The organism is Streptomyces inusitatus (assembly GCF_014651115.1).
Taxonomy (GTDB): Bacteria; Actinomycetota; Actinomycetes; order Streptomycetales; family Streptomycetaceae; genus Streptomyces; species Streptomyces amakusaensis.
Window position 1 is genome coordinate 14,859 of record NZ_BMWG01000038.1, and the last position, 22,901, is coordinate 37,759.

General features: G+C 70.6%; 18 protein-coding genes. 10 read left to right on the plus strand and 8 right to left on the minus strand.

Annotation, left to right across the window (positions count from 1 at the left end; genetic code table 11):
- Positions 1-258 precede the first annotated feature (258 nt).
- Positions 259-522 carry a WhiB family transcriptional regulator gene (locus IE247_RS32795; protein WP_006348971.1) on the minus strand — a complete coding sequence of 88 codons (264 nt, stop codon included), beginning with the start codon at positions 520-522 and terminating at the stop codon, positions 259-261.
- A gap of 756 nt (positions 523-1,278) precedes the next feature.
- Between IE247_RS32795 and IE247_RS32800 the strand changes: the two genes are divergently transcribed.
- From IE247_RS32800 to IE247_RS32810, 3 genes are all read left to right on the plus strand, one after another.
- Complete coding sequence (locus tag IE247_RS32800) at positions 1,279-1,791, plus strand: cysteine dioxygenase (RefSeq protein ID WP_190127010.1); 513 nt, start codon at positions 1,279-1,281, stop codon at positions 1,789-1,791.
- A 72-nt stretch (positions 1,792-1,863) separates the two neighbouring features.
- Complete coding sequence (cofD, locus tag IE247_RS32805; protein ID WP_190127011.1) at positions 1,864-2,820, plus strand: 2-phospho-L-lactate transferase; 957 nt, start codon at positions 1,864-1,866, stop codon at positions 2,818-2,820.
- Positions 2,817-4,157, plus strand: a complete 1,341-nt coding sequence (locus IE247_RS32810; protein WP_190127012.1) for a coenzyme F420-0:L-glutamate ligase — start codon at positions 2,817-2,819, stop codon at positions 4,155-4,157. Before cofD ends, IE247_RS32810 begins: the two co-directional genes overlap by 4 nt.
- Before the next feature lie 35 nt (positions 4,158-4,192).
- On the opposite strand, the gene IE247_RS32815 is transcribed toward IE247_RS32810, so the two are convergent.
- From IE247_RS32815 to IE247_RS32825, 3 genes are all read right to left on the minus strand, one after another.
- Positions 4,193-5,119: a DNA-3-methyladenine glycosylase family protein gene (locus tag IE247_RS32815; protein ID WP_190127013.1), complete on the minus strand. Its 927-nt coding sequence runs from the start codon at positions 5,117-5,119 to the stop codon at positions 4,193-4,195.
- Positions 5,120-5,483: 364 nt separating this feature from the next.
- Positions 5,484-6,566 carry a mannose-1-phosphate guanylyltransferase gene (gene manB, locus IE247_RS32820; protein ID WP_190127014.1) on the minus strand — a complete coding sequence of 361 codons (1,083 nt, stop codon included), beginning with the start codon at positions 6,564-6,566 and terminating at the stop codon, positions 5,484-5,486.
- A 91-nt stretch (positions 6,567-6,657) separates the two neighbouring features.
- Positions 6,658-7,992, minus strand: coding sequence for a peptidoglycan recognition protein family protein (locus IE247_RS32825; RefSeq protein ID WP_190127015.1), 1,335 nt, complete (start codon positions 7,990-7,992; stop codon positions 6,658-6,660).
- Positions 7,993-8,120: 128 nt separating this feature from the next.
- Between IE247_RS32825 and IE247_RS32830 the strand changes: the two genes are divergently transcribed.
- The 5 genes from IE247_RS32830 to IE247_RS32850 all read left to right on the plus strand — a co-directional run bounded on the left by IE247_RS32830 (position 8,121) and on the right by IE247_RS32850 (position 16,065).
- Positions 8,121-8,873, plus strand: coding sequence for a TIGR03089 family protein (locus IE247_RS32830; RefSeq protein ID WP_190127016.1), 753 nt, complete (start codon positions 8,121-8,123; stop codon positions 8,871-8,873).
- Between the two features lie 203 nt (positions 8,874-9,076).
- The gene (locus IE247_RS32835) at positions 9,077-10,315 is read left to right on the plus strand and encodes an LCP family protein (protein WP_190127017.1); all 1,239 of its coding nucleotides are present in this window, start codon (positions 9,077-9,079) and stop codon (positions 10,313-10,315) included.
- Between the two features lie 221 nt (positions 10,316-10,536).
- A complete protein-coding gene (locus tag IE247_RS32840; RefSeq protein ID WP_190127018.1) occupies positions 10,537-12,354 on the plus strand; it encodes an LCP family protein in 1,818 nt (605 codons plus the stop codon).
- Positions 12,355-12,402: 48 nt separating this feature from the next.
- Positions 12,403-14,031 carry an LCP family protein gene (locus tag IE247_RS32845; RefSeq protein WP_190127019.1) on the plus strand — a complete coding sequence of 543 codons (1,629 nt, stop codon included), beginning with the start codon at positions 12,403-12,405 and terminating at the stop codon, positions 14,029-14,031.
- A 324-nt stretch (positions 14,032-14,355) separates the two neighbouring features.
- Positions 14,356-16,065 (plus strand): LCP family protein, encoded by a 1,710-nt coding sequence (locus IE247_RS32850; RefSeq protein ID WP_190127020.1) that lies wholly within the window; start codon positions 14,356-14,358, stop codon positions 16,063-16,065.
- Between the two features lie 79 nt (positions 16,066-16,144).
- Here the strand turns inward: IE247_RS32850 and IE247_RS32855 are convergent, their stop codons facing one another.
- Positions 16,145-17,164 carry a glycosyltransferase family 2 protein gene (locus IE247_RS32855; RefSeq protein ID WP_190127021.1) on the minus strand — a complete coding sequence of 340 codons (1,020 nt, stop codon included), beginning with the start codon at positions 17,162-17,164 and terminating at the stop codon, positions 16,145-16,147.
- A gap of 334 nt (positions 17,165-17,498) precedes the next feature.
- Here IE247_RS32855 and IE247_RS32860 point away from each other — a divergent pair, with 334 nt between their 5' ends.
- The gene (locus tag IE247_RS32860; RefSeq protein ID WP_444545285.1) at positions 17,499-18,947 is read left to right on the plus strand and encodes an LCP family protein; all 1,449 of its coding nucleotides are present in this window, start codon (positions 17,499-17,501) and stop codon (positions 18,945-18,947) included.
- Between the two features lie 12 nt (positions 18,948-18,959).
- On the opposite strand, the gene IE247_RS32865 is transcribed toward IE247_RS32860, so the two are convergent.
- Positions 18,960-19,505 (minus strand): acyl-CoA thioesterase, encoded by a 546-nt coding sequence (locus tag IE247_RS32865; protein WP_190127023.1) that lies wholly within the window; start codon positions 19,503-19,505, stop codon positions 18,960-18,962.
- Between the two features lie 141 nt (positions 19,506-19,646).
- Between IE247_RS32865 and IE247_RS32870 the strand changes: the two genes are divergently transcribed.
- Positions 19,647-20,897 carry an LCP family protein gene (locus IE247_RS32870; RefSeq protein WP_190127024.1) on the plus strand — a complete coding sequence of 417 codons (1,251 nt, stop codon included), beginning with the start codon at positions 19,647-19,649 and terminating at the stop codon, positions 20,895-20,897.
- Positions 20,898-20,989: 92 nt separating this feature from the next.
- Here the strand turns inward: IE247_RS32870 and IE247_RS32875 are convergent, their stop codons facing one another.
- Both IE247_RS32875 and IE247_RS32880 read right to left on the minus strand, forming a co-directional pair.
- Positions 20,990-21,838 carry a helix-turn-helix domain-containing protein gene (locus IE247_RS32875; RefSeq protein WP_190127025.1) on the minus strand — a complete coding sequence of 283 codons (849 nt, stop codon included), beginning with the start codon at positions 21,836-21,838 and terminating at the stop codon, positions 20,990-20,992.
- Positions 21,839-21,853: 15 nt separating this feature from the next.
- Complete coding sequence (locus tag IE247_RS32880; protein WP_190127026.1) at positions 21,854-22,600, minus strand: DUF6879 family protein; 747 nt, start codon at positions 22,598-22,600, stop codon at positions 21,854-21,856.
- Between the last annotated feature and the right edge of the window lie 301 nt (positions 22,601-22,901).

The window sequence follows — 22,901 nt, forward strand, 5'->3', positions numbered from 1 at the left end:
AGCGTCTGGGACGGGGCCCCACACTAACGGTAGGGAAAGGTGCCGGGGTGACGAAGCGGCGTGGTGGGACGGGGGTTGTGGGTGCGGAGCCGGGTGCGGAGGGGGCCGCGCCGGGTGCGGGATCACGTACGGAGTCGCGTACGGAGGGGGCCGGAACGGACGAACGGTCCGCCGGCTGGGGGGAACCCTCGGCCGGCGGACCGTGATCGGTGTTCCGGAGTCCGTGCTCCGGTCTGGTCCTGGATATGCGTTCGGTTTTCAGACGGCGGCCTTCTTCAGTCGTCGCCGTTCACGCTCGGACAAGCCGCCCCAGATTCCGAATCGCTCGTCGTTGGCGAGCGCATACTCAAGGCATTCCGAACGGACTTCACAGGCAAGGCATACTTTCTTCGCCTCGCGTGTGGATCCGCCTTTCTCAGGGAAGAAGGACTCGGGATCGGTCTGGGCGCACAACGCGCGCTCCTGCCAGCCGATTTCGTCGTCCGCGTCCTCGACCAGCAGTTGTTCGAACAGCTCGGTCATGTGCGCCCCTCGTCTGTTTTTGCGTCCCCGTGATGTTGCCGTGATCGGTTTCGGCCAAACGACACGAGTGAAATTACAAGTGTGCGGATCCGGGGCAGTCAAGCCGGGATCTGCTATTGGGCTCCGTATTCACTCTGCGGAACCAAGGCTATGCGGAAAGTGTTGAAATCACCAAAAACGCGACACATGCCAGTGGCCTGCCCACGCACCTTGCTGCGCCTCCCTTCTCGCGAGTGAGGACGACACACGGATCGATCCTGTTGCGATCCGGCCACTGAAGCGATCCGGATCACAGCCCGTTCACAGGACCCCGACAGCGCTCACGCGCCCGGCCCGGGGCGGCCCGGCGCGGTTTCGGTTGCCGTGTCTCCGCTGGACCGGCTGAGCAAACCTTTCTCCGGGCGGCGTAACCGTATGAGGTGAAACATTGCCGCCAAACCGGTCATTGAGTTGACACGAAAGAGCCCGACCCGTCACCTTGGATGGCATGTCAGCGACCTCAGCGCTTTTCACGGCCTCCCGGTGCGGGTGCCGCAGTGCTGTCCGCGCGCGCTGTCGCTGTTCCAGCTGTTGATGCCGTAGCGCTCCGGCTTTCTCCCCGCATTACCGCCCACGGATCCCGGATCACCGATCGCGGATCACGGCGGGATCCCGTACGGCTCCGCGCCTGCGCCCCGCCGCCCGCCCGCCCGGCGTCCGTGCCGCCCGCACTGCTCGTTCTCCGTCTCGCTTCTCCGCCGAGGAACCACCGCACCCATGAACAGCGACAGCGACCTCCAGATCGCCGGCGACATCCTCGCCGTCCAGCACCTCCTCCAGCCCGCCGCCGAACACCCCTCCACCGTGGCCGACTTCGTGGGTCTCGCCCGCTCCATCGCCGCGGACCGGGCGCGCTGGGCCCACCTGGTGCGCTACGACGCCGCCAGCCGCTGGTACCACCGGCTGAGCACCGGCCCGGGGTACGAGGTGTGGCTGCTGTCCTGGGTGCCCGGGCAGGGCACCGGCGCGCACGGCCACGGCGACTCCTCCGGCGTCTTCACCGTCCTGGAGGGGCGGCTGACCGAGCGCACCCCCCGCGCCTCCCGTGAGCTGACGGCCGGCGCGCAGCGGGTCTTCGCCCCCGGATACGCGCACGAGGTGGTCAACGACTCGCTCGAACCCGCCGTCTCCCTGCACATCTACTACCCGGGCCTGACCGAGATGCCGATGAGCCCGGCCGGGGCGATCCACCCGCAGTGCCGGGCGGCGGAGCCGGTGCCCGCGCTCTGAGCACACCGGGCCGCGCGCACCGGGCCGCCCCTGGCGGCCCACCGGCCGACCCCCAACTGACATGCTGGGCGCATGCGCATTGTGGTTCTGGCCGGCGGCATCGGCGGCGCCCGTTTCCTCCGCGGTCTTCAGCAGGCCGCCCCCGAGGCGGACGTCACGGTGATCGGCAACACCGGTGACGACATCCATCTGTTCGGACTCAAGGTCTGCCCCGACCTCGACACCGTGATGTACACCCTCGGCGGGGGCATAAACGAGGAGCAGGGCTGGGGGCGTACGGACGAGAGCTTCCACGTCAAGGAGGAGCTGGCGGCGTACGGCGTGGGCCCCGAGTGGTTCGGCCTCGGCGACCGCGACTTCGCCACCCATATCGTCCGCACCCAGATGCTGGCCGCGGGGTATCCGCTCAGCGCCGTCACCGAGGCGCTCTGCACCCGCTGGAACCCGGGCGTCCGGCTGCTGCCGATGTCCGACGACCGGGTCGAGACGCATGTCGCCGTGGAGCTGGACGGCGAGCGGAAGGTCATCCACTTCCAGGAGTACTGGGTGAAGCTGCGGGCCTCCGTGGCCGCGGAGGCCGTCGTGCCCGTCGGGGCCGAGCAGGCCAAGCCCGCCCCCGGGGTGCTGGAGGCGATCGCCGCCGCCGATGTGATCCTCTTCCCGCCGTCGAACCCGGTCGTCAGCGTCGGCACCATCCTCGCGGTGCCGGGGATCCGCGAGGCGATCGCCGAGGCGGGAGTGCCCGTCGTCGGGCTCTCCCCCATCGTCGGGAACGCGCCCGTGCGCGGGATGGCGGACAAGGTGCTCGCCGCCGTGGGCGTGGAGGCGAGCGCCGCGGCGGTCGCCGAGCACTACGGCTCCGGGCTGCTGGACGGCTGGCTCGTGGACACCGTGGACGCGGACGCGGTCGGGGCGGTCGAGGCCGCCGGGATCCGCTGCCGGGCGGTGCCGCTGATGATGACGGACACCGGGGCGACGGCGGAGATGGCGCGGCAGGCGCTGGCCCTCGCCGAGGAGGTCCGGGCGTGACACCCCCGTACGACCCCTCCCCCGTCACCACCCCGCTCGGGACGGAGACCTCGGACTTCTCCGTACGCGCCCTGGCGGGGCTGCCGGAGGTGGCCCCGGGCGACGACCTCGCCCGGCTGATCGCCGCCGCCGGGCCCGGGCTGGCCGACGGGGACATCCTGCTCGTCACCTCCAAGATCGTGAGCAAGGCCGAGGGGCGCGTCCTCGCCGCCGGCGACCGTGAGGCCGCCATAGACGCGGAGACCGTACGCGTGGTGGCCCGGCGCGGCCCGCTGCGCATCGTCGAGAACCGGCAGGGCCTGATCATGGCCGCCGCCGGGGTCGACGCCTCCAACACCCCGGCCGGCACCGTACTGCTGCTGCCGCTGGACCCCGACGCCTCGGCGCGGGCGATCCGCGCGGGGCTGCGCGAGACGCTCGGCGTCGACGTCGGGGTGCTCGTCACGGACACCTTCGGACGGCCCTGGCGCAACGGGCTGACCGACGTCGCGATCGGCTCGGCCGGGGTGCGGGTGCTCGACGATCTGCGCGGCGGGAGCGACAGCCACGGAAACCCGCTGAGCGCGACCGTGGTCGCCGTCGCCGACGAGCTGGCCGCCGCCGGGGACCTGGTCAAGGGCAAGACGGCCGGCCGGCCCGTGGCCGTGGTGCGCGGTCTCGCGCGGCTGGTCGGCGGCGACGACGACGCCCGGGCGCTGGTGCGGGACCCGGCCGACGACATGTTCCGCCTCGGCACCTCCGAGGCCGTACGCGAGGCGGTCACCCAGCGGCGCACGGTCCGCGAGTTCACCGACGAGCCGGTGGACCCGGCGGCGGTCCGCCGGGCGGTCGCCGCCGCCGTGACCGCTCCCGCGCCCCACCACACCACGCCCTGGCGCTTCGTCCTCCTCGAATCGGCCGCCTCGCGGACCGGGCTGCTCGACGCGATGCGCGACGCCTGGATCGAGGACCTGCGGCGCGACGGGAAGCCGGCGGAGTCCATCGCCAAGCGGGTGCGCCGGGGCGAGGTGCTGCGCAAGGCCCCGTATCTGGTCGTCCCCTGTCTGGTGACGGAGGGCTCCCACCACTACGGGGACGAGCGCCGCGACACCGCCGAGCGCGAGATGTTCGTGGTCGCGACGGGCGCGGGCGTGCAGAACCTGCTGGTGGCGCTCGCGGGCGAGCGGCTGGGCTCGGCGTGGGTGTCGTCCACGATGTTCTGCCGTGACGTCGTGCGCGAGGTGCTGGGGCTGCCCCCGGAGTGGGACCCGATGGGGGCCGTGGCCGTGGGGCACCCGGCGGGGCCGCCGAAGCCCCGGCCGGAGCGGAGCGCCTCGGCGTTCATCGAGGTCCGCTGACGGTCACCGCACCGCCGCGCCGCCGCGCCGCCGCGTCACTGCCAGTGGCGCGGCCGGGCCCCGTACATCTTCGGCGTACGGCGGGCCGGGATCCGGCCGCTCAGCATGATGAGCCGGACGGCGCGGTGGCGCTGCCCCGCGTAGGGGGCCAGCAGTTCGAGCATCGCCGCGTCGTCGGCGTCCCGGTCGTCCGCGAGGGCATGGCCGACGATCCCCGGCAGATGCAGATCCCCGGTGGTGACGGCGTCCGGGGCGCCATGGCTGCGCTGTACGGTCTCGGCGGAGGTCCAGGGGCCGATGCCCGGGATCAGCTCCAGCCGTGCCATGGCCCGGTCGGCGGGCAGCCCCGCCGCCTCCTCCAGCCGGCGGGCGGCGCGGGCCGCGCGCAGGATCGTGGCGGCGCGCTTGTCGTCGACCCCGGCCCGGTGCCAGTCCCAGGAGGGGATCAGGGTCCAGGCCCGGGGATCGGGCATCACCCACAGATCGGGGGACGGACCCAGGGCGGGCTCGCCGTGCCGCCGTACGAGGAACCGCCAGGCGCGGAATGCCTCCTCCGTGGTGACCTTCTGCTCCAGCACGGTCGGGATGAGGGACTCCAGGACCAGCCCGGTACGGGTGAGGCGCAGCCCGGGGGCGCGGTGCAGCGCGGCGGCGACGAGGCGGTGACGCGGGGTGAAGGCCCCGGGGTCGTCGTCCGCGCCCAGCAGCCCCGGCGCGGCCTCCAGCAGCCACTCCGCGCCCGGCCCCCACGCCTGTGCCTCCACCATGCCCGCCCGCGCCGTGATCCTCAGCGTGCCGGGCCCCCGCGGGGTGCGCGTCGCCCGCCAGAACGACCCGTCGGGCGCGGCCCGGTACGTCGGGTCCGCCGGGCCCCGGCGGAGGGGGGTGAGGGTGAGGGGGAGGTCGAGGGGGGTTGGGGGGAGCCAGCTGCGGGTTTGCGCCTGGGCGGCGGGGAGGGACACGGGGGGCCTCGTTCCAAGGGGGGTGCCCTTCGAGGGTAGGCCGCCCGCCTCGCCCCCGGGTCCCCCGTCGAGACTCAGCCCCTCGTCGGGGGCCAGCCCCTGGCTTCGCCGATTCAGCGTCGCCGCACACAGCAAGGGGTCCAAAAACCAGCCTGTCCGGCGTTTGAGGACGGACCCCGTGCCTCAGGGGGCCGGACCGGGCGGGGTCGTCAATTGAGGACCGTTGCCGGCTGCGGGCCACTCGTCGGGGGCCAGCCCCCGAACCCCCGCGCCTCAATCGCCGGCGGGGCTGAGTTTTGGCGGCTTGGCCAAATTCAGCCCGTCAGAGCCCGCTGCGGGCAGGGACCGGCCAGGCCCGGCGCGGCTACTGGTCGGAGGAGAAGCGGACCGCGCCTGGGGGGAGGGTGGTGTCGCACCAGACGCGGAGGCCGGAGCGGAGTTCGTTGTCGGCGCCGATGTGGGCGCCGTCGCCGATGACGGTGTCGTCGAGGATGGTGCGGGGGCCGATGTGGGAGTGGGCGCCGATGAGGGAGGAGGAGATGTGGGCGCCTTCTTCGATGACGGCGCCGGTGAGGACGACGCTGGCGTGGACGCGGGCGCCGGAGGCGACGCGCGCGCCTTCGCCGATGACGGTGCCGCCGGTGAGTTTGGCGTCGGGGGCGACCGAGGCGGAGTCGAGGACCAGACGGTCGCCGCGGCGGCCGGGGACGGCGGGGGAGGGGGCTCGGCCGAGGACGAGGTCGGCGGAGCCACGGACGAAGGCCTGGGGGGTGCCGAGGTCGAGCCAGTAGGTGGAGTCGACCATGCCCTGGAGGTGGGCCCCGGAGGAGAGGAGGTCGGGGAAGGTCTCCCGTTCGACCGACACCGGCCGGCCGGCCGGGATCGTGTCGATGACGGAGCGCCGGAAGACGTACGCCCCGGCGTTGATCTGGTCCGTGACGATCTCCTCGGGGGTCTGGGGCTTCTCCAGGAAGGCTGTCACCCGCCCCGTCTCGTCCGTCGGCACCAGGCCGAACGCGCGCGGGTCCGCGACCCGGGTCAGATGGAGGGAGACGTCCGCGCCGGAGCCCCGGTGGGTCTCCACCAGGGCCCCGATGTCCAGCCCGGTGAGGATGTCCCCGTTGAAGATCAGGACGGGTTCGTCGGGGCCGGAGGTGAGCCGCTCGGCCACATTGCGGATCGCGCCGCCGGTGCCGAGGGGCTCGCGCTCGGTGACGTACTCCAGGCTCAGCCCCAGCGAGGAGCCGTCGCCGAAGTACGGCTCGAAGACCTCCGCGAGGTAGGAGGTGGCGAGCACGATGTGCTCCACCCCGGCGGCCCGCGCCCGCGCGAGCTGGTGCGTGAGGAAGGGGACGCCCGCCGCCGGGACCATCGGCTTGGGCGTGTTCACGGTGAGCGGGCGCAGCCGGGTGCCCTTGCCGCCGACCAGGAGAATCGCTTCTGTCACCGTGTCGTCTCTGCTTCCTGTCCGGGCGGGAGGGGGGGAATTCATCCGTTCGAGACCGGTCAGTTTATGCAGTGGATGGGCATGTGCCCGGTCATACGCGTCCCTGATATCCGGCCGACGCGTTTCTGGCGGTGCCGAGCCTGCCGTAGAGACGGGTTCCCGGGCAGTCGGTGTAGAAGCCGTCGCGGTGTCCGGAGATCACGTTGAAGCTGACCTTCCGGCCCCGGGGGTGCTTGCCGCTGCCGCCCGATGTGAGTGTGACCTTGCCTTTCGGGTTGCCCTTGAAGAGTCCGAGCTTCCAGGCGGTGAGCCGGGCGACGGCGGTCACGGCGGCGGCGGGCGGATTGACGCGGCTGTAGGAGCCGAGGACCGCGATGCCCATGGTGTTGGCGTTGAATCCCAGGGTGTGCGCGCCCCGGACCGCCCTGGTGACGCCGCCGGCCCGGCCTTCGTAGATGTTCCCGCACTTGTCGACGGCGAAGTTGTAGCCGATGTCCCGCCATCCGCTGCTCACTACGTGGTAGCGGTAGATACTGCGAAGGACTGAGGCCGACTGCCCGCAGGTGTAGCTGTTGCCGGTGGCGCTGTGGTGGACGAAGGCGGCCTTGATCGTCTTGCTGTAGACGAAGCCCCGCTCGCGCAGGGCCTCGCTGGCCCGCCATCCCGCCCGGCTGACGATCTTGGGGCGGGGTCCGATGTACGGCTTCGCCGCCGCCTCCAGCACCGGGAGGTGGATCTCGGGGGTGGGGTACGCGGCGCGCCGGGTGAGCGCGGCGGTCGTGGGTACGGGGTGCTCGGGGGCCTCGGACTCCTCCGGCTCGTCCGGCTCCTCGGCCTCCTCGGGCTCGTCCGGTTCCTCCGCCTCGCCGGCGGCCTCCAAGGCCTCAGAGGGCTCCGGGGCCTCTCCCGGATCGACGAGTTCCAGCCGCATTCCGGCGGGCAGCGCCGCGGGCTCCCCCGTCGCGGGCCTCACCCGTACCTCCACTCCGTCGCTGGCCCCGACCCAGAGCGGGGCGGTGGAGCCCCGGGCGGCCCGGTTCTCCGCCGTGCCCGGGTCCGCGCCGTGCTCGTGGTTGTGGGTCTCCACGTCCTGCCAGCCGGACCAAGCTCCGGTGCCGCTCGCCCGGGTGCGGACCTGGACCGTGCCGCGGAGTTCGGCGGCGGGGTCGTCCCAGACGACGCCGACCATCGAGAAGGGCGCGACCCGGCGCTGGAGCAGCCCGCGTTCGGCGGTCGGGGCGAGCGAGCGGGTGGTCGGCGCGAGCGGCAGGGACTGGGTGGAGCCGGCGATGTCGGGGGCCTTGCCGGGGACCTTCGCCGCGGGCGGCGGCGGTGGCGGCGGGGCCGCGCCGGAGGGCGCCGGGAGCGGGAGTACGAGCGCGGCCGAGACCGCGACGCCGATCGAGGAAACCAGGAGTCCACGCATGGGGAAGATCCTGGACCCCGTCCGCCCGATCCGCCCGCCCGCACACCACCGGCGGGTCGGGCCGGGCGGGGCGTCCCGTCACCGGTTCGGCCGCCTCCGCAGGCGGTGCGGGGCGTACCCTAACGCTGGTGAACGCCAGCGACCGTACCCCTGCCGACCTGCTGCGATCCGCGCTCGCCGCGGACCCTTCGCGCCCCTTGGTCACCTTCTACGACGACGCCACCGGTGAGCGCGTCGAATTGTCCGTCGCCACCCTGGCCAATTGGGTGGCGAAGACGGCCAATCTGCTCCAGGGCGAGCTCGCCGCCGAGCCCGGGGACCGGCTCGCGCTGCTGCTGCCCGCGCACTGGCAGAGCGCCGTGTGGCTGCTCGCCTGTTCCTCCGCCGGAGTGACGGCGGACGTGGGCGGCGACCCCTCGGCGGCCGATCTCGTCGTCAGCGGACCCGACACCCTGGAGCGGGCCCGCGCCTGCCGGGGCGAGCGGGTGGCGCTGGCGCTGCGCCCCCTCGGCGGGCGTTTCCCGAAGGCGCCGGAGGGCTTCTCGGACTACGCGGTGGAGGTGCCCTCACAGGGCGACCGCTTCGCGCCGTACGCGCCCGTCGACCCGGGCGCGGCGGCGCTGTCGGTGGGCGGCCTGGAGCTGAGCGGCGCGGAGCTGGTGGAGCGGGCCCGGGCGGACGCGGCGGAGCTGGGGCTGAGCCCCGGGTCCCGGCTGCTCAGCGGGCGCGGCTACGACAGCTGGGAGGGGCTGTCGGCGGGGCTGTTCGCGCCGCTCGCGGCCGGTGCCTCGGTGGTGCTGTGCCGGCATCTGGACCAGCTGTCGCCGAAGAGCCTGGAGCAGCGGATCGAGAGCGAGCGCGTCACCGTCACGGCACGGTAGCGCGCGGGCCGCGGTCCTGGCGTCCGGGGGGGCCGGTGCTCAACTTCCCTGGTCCGGCGGGAGTCAGGGGCGTTTTGTGCCGGTCCGGCCCCCAACTTCGGCCTATGAACGGCGAAACGCGGACCGTACCGCACAACCATGCGCGATGTTCGGCCGTCTAGCCCTGCGATCGGCGGTCGAGCGCGCCGCCGACGCCATGAAGGATGGACGCAGACGTGACCGACAGTGCTGGTACTCCGGCCGGCCCGGGCGGCCCGGCGGAGGACGACGGCGCGACCGACGCGGCAGCTGAACCCGAGGAACCGACGGCCTCCCGCAAGCGCCGCTGGCTGCGCTGGGCGGCCGTCGGCACCGCGCTGGTCGTGCTCGCCGGGGCGGGTTCCGCCTGGTGGTTCTACCGTCAGCTGGACTCCAACATCACCACCGACACCACGGCCGCGACCGAGCTGCAAATACATGAGAAGGAGCGGCCGGCCCCGCTCGTCCTGGACGCGCGGAACATCCTCGTACTCGGCTCCGACACCCGCTCGGGCGAGGGGAACAGCGAGTACGGCCGGGACGAGGGCGAGAGCCAGCGCTCGGACACCACGATCCTGCTGCACATCGCCGCCGACCGGAAGAGCGCGACCGCGATGTCCGTGCCGCGCGATCTGATGGCGTGGATCCCGAGCTGCCGGCGGGCCGACGGCTCCCGTACCGAGGAGACGTTCGGGCAGTTCAACTCGGCCTTCGCGATCGGGGGCGCGGCCTGTGTCATCCGGACGGTCGAGAAGATGACCGGGGTGCGGATCGACCACCACATGATCGTGGACTTCCGGGGCTTCAAGAAGATGGTCGACGCGATCGACGGCGTCGAGGTCTGTCTGAAGAAGCCCATAGACGACGAGGACGCCCGGCTGAGGCTCGACGCGGGCCGGCAGACCCTCGACGGGGAACAGGCCCTCGGTTACGTACGCGCCCGGAAGTCCCTGGGCGACGGCAGCGACACCGACCGGATGGAGCGGCAGCAGCAGTTCCTGGGCGCGCTGGTCAAGAAGGTGCAGAGCGACGGCGTACTGCTGGACTGGACAAAGCTGTATCCGCTGCTGGACGCGGCGACCAAGTCGCTGACCACGGATCCGGGGCTCGACTCGCTGAAGGATCTGTACGGCCTGTCCAAGTCGATGCGGGACATCCCCACCGACAAGGTGCAGTTCCTGACCGCGCCGCGGCAGCCGTACGCCGCCGACAGGAACCGGGACGAGCTGGTGCAGCCGGAGGCCGATCAGCTGTTCCAGCGGCTGCGCGAGGACACCCCGATCACCGTGCTCCCGGCTCCGAGCGCGAGCGAGCGGGAGGCGGCGGCCGGTGAGCGGGGTGAGGAGAGCGCCGCCCCCGGCGCGAGCCCCAGCCCCTCGCCGACGTTCACCGGCAGCAATGCGGCGACGGGGGTCTGCACATGACGTACCGGCCAAGACTGGGCTCACGCCAAGCGAATTGGGCGTATTGCCCAGATGTAAGTTATGTGGAATTTGTCATGGGCGTCGACCCACTGTGAACTGGGCGGATAGTGTGACGCGATCCGGTTCTCCGGCCCCGTGCGATCACACCGCCGGACCGAGAGAGACCGAGCGCCATCCGGGGGAGGCGCTTCGCGTGGCAGCGACGGAGGATTCAGAAAACCGTGGATGCGCAGAGCCGTGGGCAGGCGGACGACTTCGATCCCGCCGACCAATGGGTACTCAACCCGGAAACCGGCCAATACGAACTGCGACTGGACAACTCCGCAGCGCAGTCTCCGGCCGCTCCGGCGGCCGACGGCTTCGGCGACGGGCCAGGCACTCCGGGCGTCCCGGGGCCGCGTACGCCGGGTGACCCCGGCGGCGGCCGGAGCCGGCCCGAGGGCGACGGGAACCCGTCGTCCGGGGCCGAGGTGCCCGAACAGCGCTCGCGCCGCTCGGGCGGCCGGGCGGCGAACCGCCAGGCCGCCCGCTCCGGCCGGCCCGCCGGGGGCGCGAGCGCCCCGGCGGGCCGACGCAAGGGCAAGTCCGGCAAGCCCGCCAAGTCCGGCAAGAAGAAGGTGCTGATGTGGACGGGCGGAGTCCTCGGCTTCACCGTCGTCGTCGGCTCCGTGGGCGCGTACCTCGCCTATGACCGGCTGAACTCGAACCTCAACACCATCGCGGTGCCCGGCGCGGGAACCGGCGGCTTCAAGAAGGACAAGGCCGTCAACATCCTGGTCATCGGCACGGACAAGCGGACCGGCAAGGGCAATGGCTCCTACGGCGACCCCAACAGCGCCGGGCACGCCGACACCACGATCCTCTTCCATGTCTCCAAGGACCGCACCAACGCCACCGCGCTCTCCATACCGCGCGACCTGATCACCGACATACCCGCCTGCGAGACCAAGACCGACAAGGGCACCGTCACCATCCCCGGCTCGCTGAACACCAAGTTCAACGAGAGCCTCGGCCAGGAGGGCCGCGACCCGGGCTGCACCATGCGCGCGGTCAAGGAGCTCACCGGGGTCACCGTCGACCACTTCATGATGGCCGACTTCAACGCGGTGAAGACGATGTCGACGGCGGTCGGCGGTGTCGAGGTCTGTCTCGCCAAGGACATCGACGACAAGAAGTCCAAGCTCAAGCTCGCCCGCGGCACCCATGTGATCAAGGGGGAGCAGGCGCTCGCCTTCGTCCGCACCCGCTACACGGTCGGCTTCGGCAGCGACCTCAGCCGGATCGAGATCCAGCAGCAGTTCCTCAGCTCCATGATCCGCAAGATGAAGTCCAGCGACACGCTGACCAGCCCCACGAAGATGTGGGACCTGGCGAACGCCGCGACCAAGGCGCTCACCGTCGACACCGGGATAGGCAGCATCGAGAAGCTCCAGGACCTCGGCATGGAGCTGGCCGAGGTGGATCCGAAGAACATCACCTTCGCGACGGTCCCGGTCGACGACAGCGCCGACAAATCCAGCGTGCTGCTCAACGAGGCCAAGGCCAGGCCGCTCTTCTCCATGATCCAGAACGACATCTCGCTCACCGAGGTGAAGAAGAAGGAGAAGCAGGAGCAGAAGGCCGCCAAGGAGAAGCAGAACGCCCTGCTCAAGGGCGATCGCGCCGAGGCCGCCGATGTCAGGGTCAAGATCTACAACGGCAGTGGGACCCAGGGCGTGGCCCTCGCCACGCTGACCTGGCTCCAGAACGACCAGAGCGTGATGAAGTCCAGCAACGAGGGCAACGCCCCCGCCAAGGCGCCCAAGACCACGCTCGAATACGCGCCCAACCAGGCGGACCAGGCCCGCAAGCTCGCGGATCTGATGGGTCTGCCGGCCACGGCGATGAAGCCGGGCACCGAGGACGCCGAGGCGCTTGAGGCGATGACGCTCGTCCTCGGCGCGGACTTCAAGGGCGCGGGGGTGCCCATCACCGGAGTGGCGAAGACGCCGGACGGTGTCCAGAAGGTCGAAGCCGACAAGAAGGTGTGCGCCGGATGACACGGGAACACCCCCGTCGCTCATCGCGCATGACAGGGGGACTCAGGGGTGGGACGGAACAGCGCGCGCGGGAGCCAGAGCCCGGATCGCGTCCCGCGAGCGCGTGACACCGGCCCGGCCGGCGGCGGGACGGTCCCCGGCCCGCGCGGCGGACGGCCGCCGGGCGGCGGCGATCGGCCGCCCCGGCGCGGGAAGCGCCGGGTGCTGCGGTGGACCGCGGCCGTGCTGTCGCTGCTGATACTCGCGACGGCGGCGGCCGGTTATCTGTACTACGAGAACCTCAACGGCAAGATCAAGAAGAAGGAGCTGACCCTCGGCGCGAAGATGCCGGTCCACCGGGCCAACGCCGACGGACAGACCCCGCTGAACATCCTCCTCATCGGCTCCGACGCCCGGGACAACGAGGCGAACCAGAAGCTCGGCGGGGCAAAGGAGACCTTCAACGGCAAGCCGCTCGCCGATGTGCAGATGCTGCTCCATGTGTCGGCGGACCGCTCCAACATCTCTGTGATCAGCATGCCGCGCGACACCATGCTGAGGATCCCCGAGTGCCAGGACCCGGAGACCGGCGAGGTGCACCCCGCGAGGGCGTGGGCGCAGACCAATGAGTCGCTGAGCCGCGGCGGCCCTGGCTGCACGGTGGCCACCTGGTACGAGCTGACCGGCATCACCATCGACCACTTCATGCTGATCGACTTCGCGGGCGTGGTATCCATGGCGGACGCCATCGGCGGCGTCCCGGTCTGTGTCAGCGACCGTGTTCACTCCCGCAACAGCAAGGGGCAGGGGTCCGGTCTCAAGCTCGACGCGGGCACCAGCTTCGTCAAGGGCGAGCAGGCGCTGCAATGGCTCCGCACCCGCTATGGATTCGAGGACGGAACCGATCTCGCCCGGGCCCGCGCCCAGCACATGTATATGAACTCGATGGTGCGCCAGCTGCGAAAGAACGCAAAACTCACCGACCCGAACAAGCTGCGCAAGCTCGCCGAGGCCGCCATTGACTCGCTCACCGTGGACAAGGGCATCGAGTCGGTCGCCAGTCTCCTCGACCTCGGCAATGCCCTCAAGAGCGTGCCCACTCATCGGATCACCATGGCAAAGATGCCGAGCGTTTATTCGAAAAGGCCGAACTACACCGGCAAAGTCGAACCCAAGCCCGGCGAAGCAGAACAGGTGTTCCGGATGATCCGGGAGGACATCCCGCTCGACGGCAAGGGAAAGCCGAAGAAAAAGAAAGCGGCCCCCGCGAAGTCGCAGGACCGGGCGGCCGCGCCGGCCGACATCCCCGTACAGGTGCGCAACGGCACCGGCGGCGACGGGCAGCTCCCCCTGAGGGGAAGGGCCACCGAGGTCACCGCCGCCCTACAGGCCGGGGGCTTCACCCAGGCCGTGGCGGACATCGCCGGAAACCCCCAGCGCAAGACGGTCGTCCAGTTCTCCAACGCGGAGCTGGAGGGCGATGCCCAGGCGGTCGCCAAGGCTCTGGGCATTCCGGTGTCCTCGGTACGGAAATCGACTGATGTCACCGGTATATCACTGACCGTGGGCGCCGATTGGCCTACCGGTGACGCCTTTCCCGGAGCCGTGGACGGGGACAAGACGCCCGACTCCGCCGAGGCCCTCAACGGCAGCGACACCAAGGCGTGCATGAAGGTTCAGCCGGGCTTCACCTGGTAATGGGTCACTGTGTGAAGGGTCCGTTTCGCGCATGCGTTGCGGGCCCTTCTCGTAAAACTTCGCCCGTCCTCCGGCCGTCATCCGGCCGTCATCCGACCGCCTTCGGCCGCCCTTCGGCCGAATTTCCCCGAGATATGGGCAGATTGCCCAGGTGTAGGGTGCGCGGGGTTTGTGATGGATGTCGCCGAGCGCCGAACAGTGCGGATAGTGTGACGAGATCCGGTGCTGCGGGAAGCCACCTCGCACCCGGCCGGATCGATGAACCGAGCGTCTCCTGAGGGGGAGAGGCAACGCGCGCGGGACCGACGGAGGACTCAAGCGACCGTGGACGCACAGAGCCGTGGCCGGGCGGACGGGATCGACCCCGCCGACCAGTGGGTGCTCAATCCCCAGACCGGCACCTATGAACTCCGACTGGACGATTCCGTACCGCGCCAGGACGCCGCCGGGCACCGGGACGCCGTCCCCGCGCCCGCGCGCCCCGCGTCGCCCTCGGTCCCGGGCCAGCGCGGCAGACGGAGCGCGCGCCCCCCGGAGGACGGCAGACCCGGCGGCTCCGGGCGGCGCGGGCGCAGGACCAGAAAGCCGGCCAGGCGGAAGGCGCTGATGTGGACCGGCGGCGTCCTGGGTTTTCTGCTGGTCGGCGGCTCCATCGGCGGTTATCTGCTCTACGACCGGCTCAACGGCAACCTCAACGCGATCGATGTCGGCGACGCGCTCAGCGGCCGGGGACTGAAGGACGGGCCCCTCAACATCCTGGTGATCGGCACCGACAAGCGCACCGGCAAGGGGAACGAGGGGTACGGCGACAAGGGCAGCGAGGGCCACGCCGACACCACCTTCCTCTTCCATGTCTCCGCCGACCGCACCAACACCACGGCGCTCAGCATCCCGCGCGATCTGGTGATCGACATCCCCGAGTGCCCCACCAAACAGCCGGACGGCTCGACCAAGATCATCCCGGCGCAGCCCGCCACCCGGTTCAACGAGTCCTTCGGGCAGCGGGGGCGCGACCCCGGCTGCACCATGCGCACGGTGAAGGCGATCACCGGTCTGCCGATGGACCACTTCATGATGGTCGACTTCAACGCGGTCAAGACGCTGACGACCGCCATCGGCGGGGTGGACATCTGTCTGGACAAGCCGATGAAGGACGACGAGTCCGAATTGGATCTGGCGGCGGGCCCGCACCGCGTCCAGGGCGAGCAGGCGCTCGCCTTCGTCCGCAACCGGCACGGGCTCCAGAACGACAGCGATCTCGACCGGATCGCGGTGCAGCAGCAGTTCGTCGCCTCGATGATCCGCCGGATGAAGAACGACGTCCTGGGCGACCCGAAGGCGATGTTCGCCCTGGCCGACTCGATGACGAAGGCGCTCACGGTGGACACCGGGATAGGCGACGTCCCGAAGCTGACCGCCCTCGCCAAGGAGCTGGGCGGGATCGACGTCAAGAACATCAGCCTCATGACGGTCCCGGTGATCGACAACCCCGCCGAGGGGCCCGTCAAGGCGACCGTCGTCCTGAACCCGGTGGAAGCGCCGCAGGTCTTCGCCATGCTGGCCGACGACGTCTCCTTCACCGAGGTGAGGAAGAAGGAGAAGAAGGCGGAGAAGGCCGCCAGGGAGAAGCAGAACGCCCTGCTCAAGGGCGACCGCGCCCAGCCTTCCGAGATCCGGGTCGACATCTACAACGGCAGCTCCGTCAACGGCGCGGCGCAGACCACCCTCAGCTGGCTCCAGACCGTCAAGGGCGTGCTGAAGTCCGCCAACAAGAGCAACGCCCCCCAGAAGGCGGCCAGAACCACGCTGGAGTACGCGCCGAACCAGGCCGATCAGGCCCGCGCGCTCGCCGACATGCTGGGGCTGCCCGCCTCCGGCCTGCGGCCGGGCACCGTGAACGCCGAGGGACTCCAGGCGATGACGCTCACGCTGGGCGGCGACTTCAAGGCCGCCGGTACGCCCATCGCCGCGCCGGCGAAGGCCCCGGCGGGAGTGAAGAAGGTGGAGGCCGACAAGCAGGTGTGCGCCAGGTGAGACGGGGGCCGGGCACCCGGGGCGGTCCGGGGCCCGAGGCCCGGGGCCGGTCGGGGGCCGGTCGCCCGGGGCGGCCTGGTCAGACGGCGGTCGTGGTCCCCACCGCCGGGCGGCGGCTGGCGATGACCTTCCTGGCCAGGGAGCGCGGGCTGGTGAGGAAGCCGATCCCCCACGACATGTGCATGGTCGCCAGCGCCACCGGGATCCGGATCCGGGCCTTCAGCGGCAGCCCCTTGCCCGCGGGCAGGGAACCGGCCGTGATCGCCGCCAGATAGCCGCCGGGCACGATCAGACCCCAGGGGGTCAGCACCGCGCCGACCACGAGACCCGCCGCGATCGCACAGACCGCGACGGGCGGCGCGAGATAGCGGAGATTGATCGAACCCTGGTGGTAGCGGGCCACCACATGCCGCCAGCGGCCGTAGTCCTTGTACTGCTTGGCGAGCGCCCGGACCGAGGGGCGGGGGCGGTACCGCACCCGCAGCTCGGGGGAGAACCAGATCAGCCCGCCGGCCTCGCGGATGCGGAAGTTCAGCTCCCAGTCCTGGGCGCGGACGAACTCCACGTTGTAGCCGTCCTGCCGCTCCAGCGCCTCGCGCCGGAAGACCCCCAGATAGACGGTCTCGGCGGGGCCGGCCGTGCCACCGGTGTGGAAGGCCGCGTTCCCCACGCCTATCTTCGAGGTCATGGCGGCGGCGACGGCGTGCTCCCAGTCGTTCTCGCCCTCGGCGTGCATGATGCCGCCGACGTTCTGCGCGCCGGTCTCCTCCAGGAGCCGTACGGCGGTGGCGATGTAGTTCGCGGAGAGCATCCCGTGGCCGTCGACGCGTACCACGATCGGGTGACGCGAGGCCTTGATCGCGGCGTTGAGCGCGGCCGGGGTACGGCCGGTGGGATTGGGCACGGTGTGGACCCGGGGGTCCTCCCGGACCAACTCGGCGGCGATCTCGTCGGTGCGGTCCGTGGACGGGCCGAGCGCGATCACCACCTCCATCTCGCCGTCGTACTCCTGCTCAAGGATGTGACGGACCGAGTTGCGCAGATGCCGCTCCTCATTGAGGACCGGCATGATCACGGAGACGGGGGGCGTGGCGTTCATCAGTCGCCACGTTACCGCGAATGGGGGACACGGACGCGCGGCGGCCGGTCGGTGGCGCGGGCAGCCCATCGTATGGGCCTACGGTGTGCTCGTTCCCCCGTTCGCCGCGATCGGACACCGGCCCGGTCGTCCGCTGTCTTCCGCAGTACCCCGGCAGTCGCCTCCGGTCGCCGACCGTCATTCACCGTCATTCACCGCCGTCCACCGTCATCCCGCCGCCGGTCACCGTCGTCCCGCAGTCAGTCGCAGTCAGTCGCCGTCAGTCGCCGTCGTTCGGGCGTCCGTTCCCCGGCCGCCCCCTCCTCCCCCCGTCGCCCGCGGAGGTGTCCCCCTCGTGACCACGCCGTCCCGCTCCCCCCGTCCCCGGCCGAACCCAGGGCCCAGGACCAGACGGCCGGTGGTCACCAGACCCCGCTGGGGGCTGCGGGCGGCGACCGCGCTCTCGGTGCTGGTGCTCGGCGCGGGCGCGATCGGGCACGCGATGCTGACCGGTCTGGACACCGGGATCAGCCGGGTGGACCCCTTCCGCGACATGAAGAACCGGCCCGAGGGCGGGCACGGCATGAATCTGCTGCTCGTCGGCACCGACGGACGGGAGCGGATCACCCCGGAGCAGAAGAAGAAGTTCCGGCTCGGCGGCGCGCCCTGCCACTGCACGGACACGATCATGCTGGTGCACATCTCCCGGGACAGCCGGCGGGCGAGCGTGGTGTCCCTGCCGCGCGACAGCTACGCCGAGATCCCGGCGTACACCGACCGGGCCACCGGGCAGAAGCGCCCGGCCAGGCCGGTGAAGCTGAACGCCGCCTACGCGGAGGGCGGGCCCTCGCTGACCGTGCGCACGGTCGAGCACATGACCAAGGTCAAGATCGACCACTATCTGGAGGTCGACTTCACCAGCTTCATGAAGACGGTCGACGCCGTCGGCGGGGTCCGGATCTGCACCAGCCAGCCGATGTCGGACCGCTACACCGGGCTGAACCTCCCGGCCGGCAGCCATGAGCTGAACGGCGGGCAGGCCCTTCAGTACGTCCGCTCCCGCCATGTGGACATCGCGTCCGACCTGGGGCGGATGCAGCGCCAGCAGCGGTTCGTGGCCTCCCTCATCGAGCGGGCGACCAGCAGCGGGATGCTGCTCAACCCGGTGCGGTTCCGGAAGGTGGCCACCACCATGCTCGGCTCGGTACGGGCGGACGAGGGGTTCGGCACCGAGGAGATGCTGGCGCTGGGCCGGGCGATGCGCGGCTTCTCGGCGGCCTCGTCGGAGTTCACCTCCGTGCCGATCGGCTCGATGGGCACGGTGAAGGGCGTCGGCTCCGCCGTGAAGTGGGACCCCGCCAAGTCCCAGCGGCTCTTCCGGATGATCCGCGAGGACCGGCCGCTCGCCCCGGCCCGCGCCCGCAAGGCCCGGGCGACGCTGGTGGACGTCTCCCCGCAGCAGATCAGGGTGCAGGTCTACAACGGCACCGGCGAGGACGGACTCGGCCGCCGGGTGGACGGCGCGCTGCGGGCCACCGGCTTCAACACCACCCGTACCCCGCTGAACGGGGACAGCCCCGAGGTGGAGCGCACCTTCATCTCGTACGACCCCCGCTGGGACCGCTCGGCGCGGACGCTGGCGACGGCGCTGCGCGGCTGTGAGATCCGGGCCGTGAAGGGGCAGGGGCGAACGCTGCGGGTGACGGCGGGCGCGGATTACCGGGGGGTGACACCGGTCCGGGCGCAGGACGCCTACCAGGGCGAATTCGGCGCGGTCACCGGCGACGAGGTGACCTGCCCGTAGAGCGGGGCGCGCTCAGTCCTGCATGCCCTCGGCGGCGCGGCGCTCGCGCAGCTCCATGATGGCGCGGCGGCGGGCCAGCCGGTGCGTACGGCGGATCTGGGCCTCCTGGTGGCGGCGGCGGTCCCGCTCGGTCTCGGGGCGCACCGGGGGGACGGCCCGGGGCTTGCCCTCCGCGTCGACGGCGGCGAAGACGAGATAGGCGGAGCCGACCTGCTGGGCGGGGGTCGACTCGTTCCAGCGCTCGGCCAGCACCCGGACCCCGACCTCCATGGAGGATCGTCCGGTCCAGTTGACCTGGGCCTTCACATGGACCAGATCTCCCACCCGGACCGGCTCCAGAAAGACCATCTCGTCCATCGAGGCGGTGACGGCGGGCCCGCCGGAGTGCCGGCCCGCGACCGCGCCCGCCGCGTCGTCCACCAGCTTCATGATCACACCGCCGTGCACCGTGCCCAGGAGGTTGGTGTCACTGCCGGTCATGATGTGACTCAGCGTGGTGCGGGAGGCCGAGGTGGGCTTGGCCTCGATCGCCGGGTCCGGAGGGAGCTGGTCTGTCATGCTCTCCACCATAAGCGGGGGTGTCGCCGCAGTTGCCCGAAGGGGGCGCGACCGGCGCATTGCATCAGCTTGGCTACAGGCCCGGCCCGATTCGCCACCCGCCCTGTCGGCGGCCCGCTGTGACCCGGCACACTTGTTGTCATGAACGATTGGCCCGATGGATACGGACGCGGCGGCCGGGGCTCGGAGCCCGAGGGCGCTCGCTCGATGCGCCATGTGCAGCGCCCTCCGGTCCCCCAGCAGCAGTCGCAGGGGTACGAGGACGGGTACCACTCCCCCTATGACAGCGGCTACAACACGGGCCAGGTCTACGGCGCGCCCGCCGGCGGCCCGGGCGCCGGGGGCGGCAACCGCTTCCCCGGCGGCGGAGGCCCCGCCGGGCCCCCGCCGCCCGCCGGGCCGCCGAAGCCGGCCCCCGACTGGCGCCGCCGGATAAAGATCGGCTCGCTGGTCCTGGTGGGAACGCTGCTGGTGGTCTCCGTCGGCACCTACTTCTGGGCGGACGGCCAGGTCCGCCGCGAGGTGGATCTCTCCAAGGTCATCGAGCGTCCGAAGGACGACGACTGCACGACGTATCTGATCGTCGGCTCGGACAGCCGCAAGGGCATGTCCGCCGAGGACAAGAAGCGGCTGCGCACCGGCTCGGCCGAGGGCAAGCGCACCGACTCGATGATGATCCTCGCCGACTGTTCCGGCGGGACGACGATGATCTCGCTGCCGCGCGACTCGGACGTGGAGATCCCCTCCTTCAAGGGCTCCCAGTCCGGCAAGGTCTTCCCGGCCCAGGGCCGCCGGGTCAAGCTGAACGCGGCGTACGCGGAGGACGGCCCCGAGCTGCTGGTGCGCACCGTCGAGCACAACACGCATCTGCGCATCGACCACTACGCGGAGATCGGTTTCGCGGGCTTCGCGAATGTGGTGGACGCGATCGGCGGCGTGGAGCTGGACATCCCCAAGGCGTTCAAGGACAAGAAGTCCGGCGCGGACTTCGCGGCGGGCAAGCAGACGCTCGACGGGGAGCAGGCGCTCGCCTTCGTCCGCACCCGGTACGCCTTCGCGGAGGCCGATCTCGCGCGGACCAAGAACCAGCAGAAGTTCCTGGCGGCCCTGGCGAGCCAGACGGCGACGCCGGGGACGATCCTCAACCCCTTCACCCTCTACCCGGTGCTGGGCGCGGGCCTCGACACCCTGATCGTCGACAAGGACATGTCCCTGTGGGACATGAGCCAGATGTTCTTCGCCATGAAGGGCGTCACCGGCGGCGACGGCAAGTCGATGAACATGCCCGTCGCCGGGAGCAACGGCGGGAACCTGGTCTGGGACAAGGCCAAGGTCGCCCAGATCGTCGGGCAGATCCAGAACGACGAGAAGGTGACGGTGTCGGGCAACTGACCCCGGTACGCGCCCGAGCGGGCCCCCTCCGTACGCCGGAGGGGGCCCGTTCCGCGCTGTAAAGGGACTCGCCAGAAACGACGGCTCCCTCTTTACGTGGTGAGCGTGTGACGCGCCATGGTGATCAGGCGCTGAGCATCGGCGCCAAAGACCGCGGACTCACCCAGGGTGTCCCACACGCGCCGGTACAGGGCGACCGTGTCGGTGTCGTCCAACCAGAGTTCGGCGTGCCAGTCCTCTGTAATCACCAGACGGTCGTCGAAGATCCAGAACGCATTGGCGGGAGGAACCCGTAGAACGGCGTTCAGGGGAACGATCCCGAGTCGGACGGTATCCATGCCCACAGCACCTATGAGGCGGTCCAGCTGGGCTGCCAGAACATCCGAGGGACACACCCGCGCCCGCAGCACTCCCTCCCACAGCAGGAGGTTCAGGCGGTTGCCCGAGCGGTACAGCCACTCTTGCCGCTTCATCCGGGCCCGTACCGCGTCCTCGGTGTCGCGGGGTGAGTTCTGGAGGGTGGAGTAGTGCTCGAAGACGGCACGAGCGTAGTCCGGGGTCTGCAGGAGGCCGTTCACGAGGAACGAATCCCACACGTGCAGTTCCCGGGCCCCGTCGGTGACCATGCTCCATCTCTCCTGCACGGGACGGTGGCCCTTCGCCAGCTGTCGGCGCCATGACCTGATGTGCGATTCAAAGCCCTGCAACCGGCCATGGAGTTCCTCGTACACCTCCGGATACCCCGTGGCGTCGACCCATGCCCTGAGGTCTTCCGCAGTGGGTGTCTGGCGACCGTTCTCCAGTTTGCTGACCTTCGACTGGGGCCAGCCGAGTCGCCGTGCCAAAAAGGTACCGGTGAGACGGCCGTTCGGGCTTTTGGAGCGCAGCTCTCGCAGCCTCCGCCCCAGGTCCTCACGCGCCCTCTGGTAGTCCGTGCTCACCGGTACTCGCGCTGCCTACTCGCTCGGCTCTGCTGTGAACTCCCGGTACGGCACGGCCTGATGCCACGCCGCGTCACGAACCATGGCGTACCGGACGACCTCGGAAGGTTCAGTGATCAGTTCCACGTCCACGAGGTTGTCCGCATCATCGAACCGCAGCAGCGCGACGAGTCGGCTGTCGAACAGCCAGAAGTCCTCCGAGGGGAGCTGAAGAGCTTCGGCGTGCGTACGCGACAGGTTCCGGATGTCCTCCCCGAGGGCTTGGTTCTTCTCCGCGTGCGCCGTGAGGTAACGCTGTCCGTCAGTGGGTGGCGTGTCAACGATCCGGACCCGGCCGACAATCGCTCCGCCTGCGGTCTTCGTCTTGATGTTTCGCGCCCATGGGGTGTCCAGGTCCCACACAGGGCGCTCGCCACGGAGAAATCGATCATACGTATCGCTGTTTTCGTCGGACGCGTACCTACGCCGGGTCTCCAGCCGCCATGCCGTGTGCTCGAAGTTCTCGAAGAGCTTGCCGAAGGCGTCAAGGCCGATAATGCGCGCTTGCCGGGACTTGTCCTTCGGGGTCCAGTCCACCAGCAGGTCTCGCGGCACGGCGATGGCGATTTCACCCTCACTCAGGTGACGAAGCCGACCCACGTCTTCCGGGTCCGTCAGAGGCCGGCCCTGCACGATCACCTCGCCCGAGTCCAGGTCCTCGTGGACCGCCGGGCACCCTCCTTCCCCTGACCCCGTGCCGTTGAAGCGCAGTCTGCGCGCCATGCTCGATCACCTCTCCCGAGTCGGGCAATGAGAGACAGGGTGTCGGGAGCCGCTTGTGAATGTCGAGGCATCCTCAAGCATCGCGTGAGAATAACCGAGAATATTCACTTTTTGCTTGATATTCCGCTCCTAGAGTCCCGCTCATGAATCGTCAGACGACGCGGAAGGCAGAAGGAGTCTCGTCATGACAGCCATGGTGGAAATGCCTGTCGCTCTACGGCGCGGGCGAGACCTCGTAAGTCCTGAACTATTCGAGAAGGTGTCCGAATTCTGTGCGGAGGAATACGGTCACGAGCTGTCC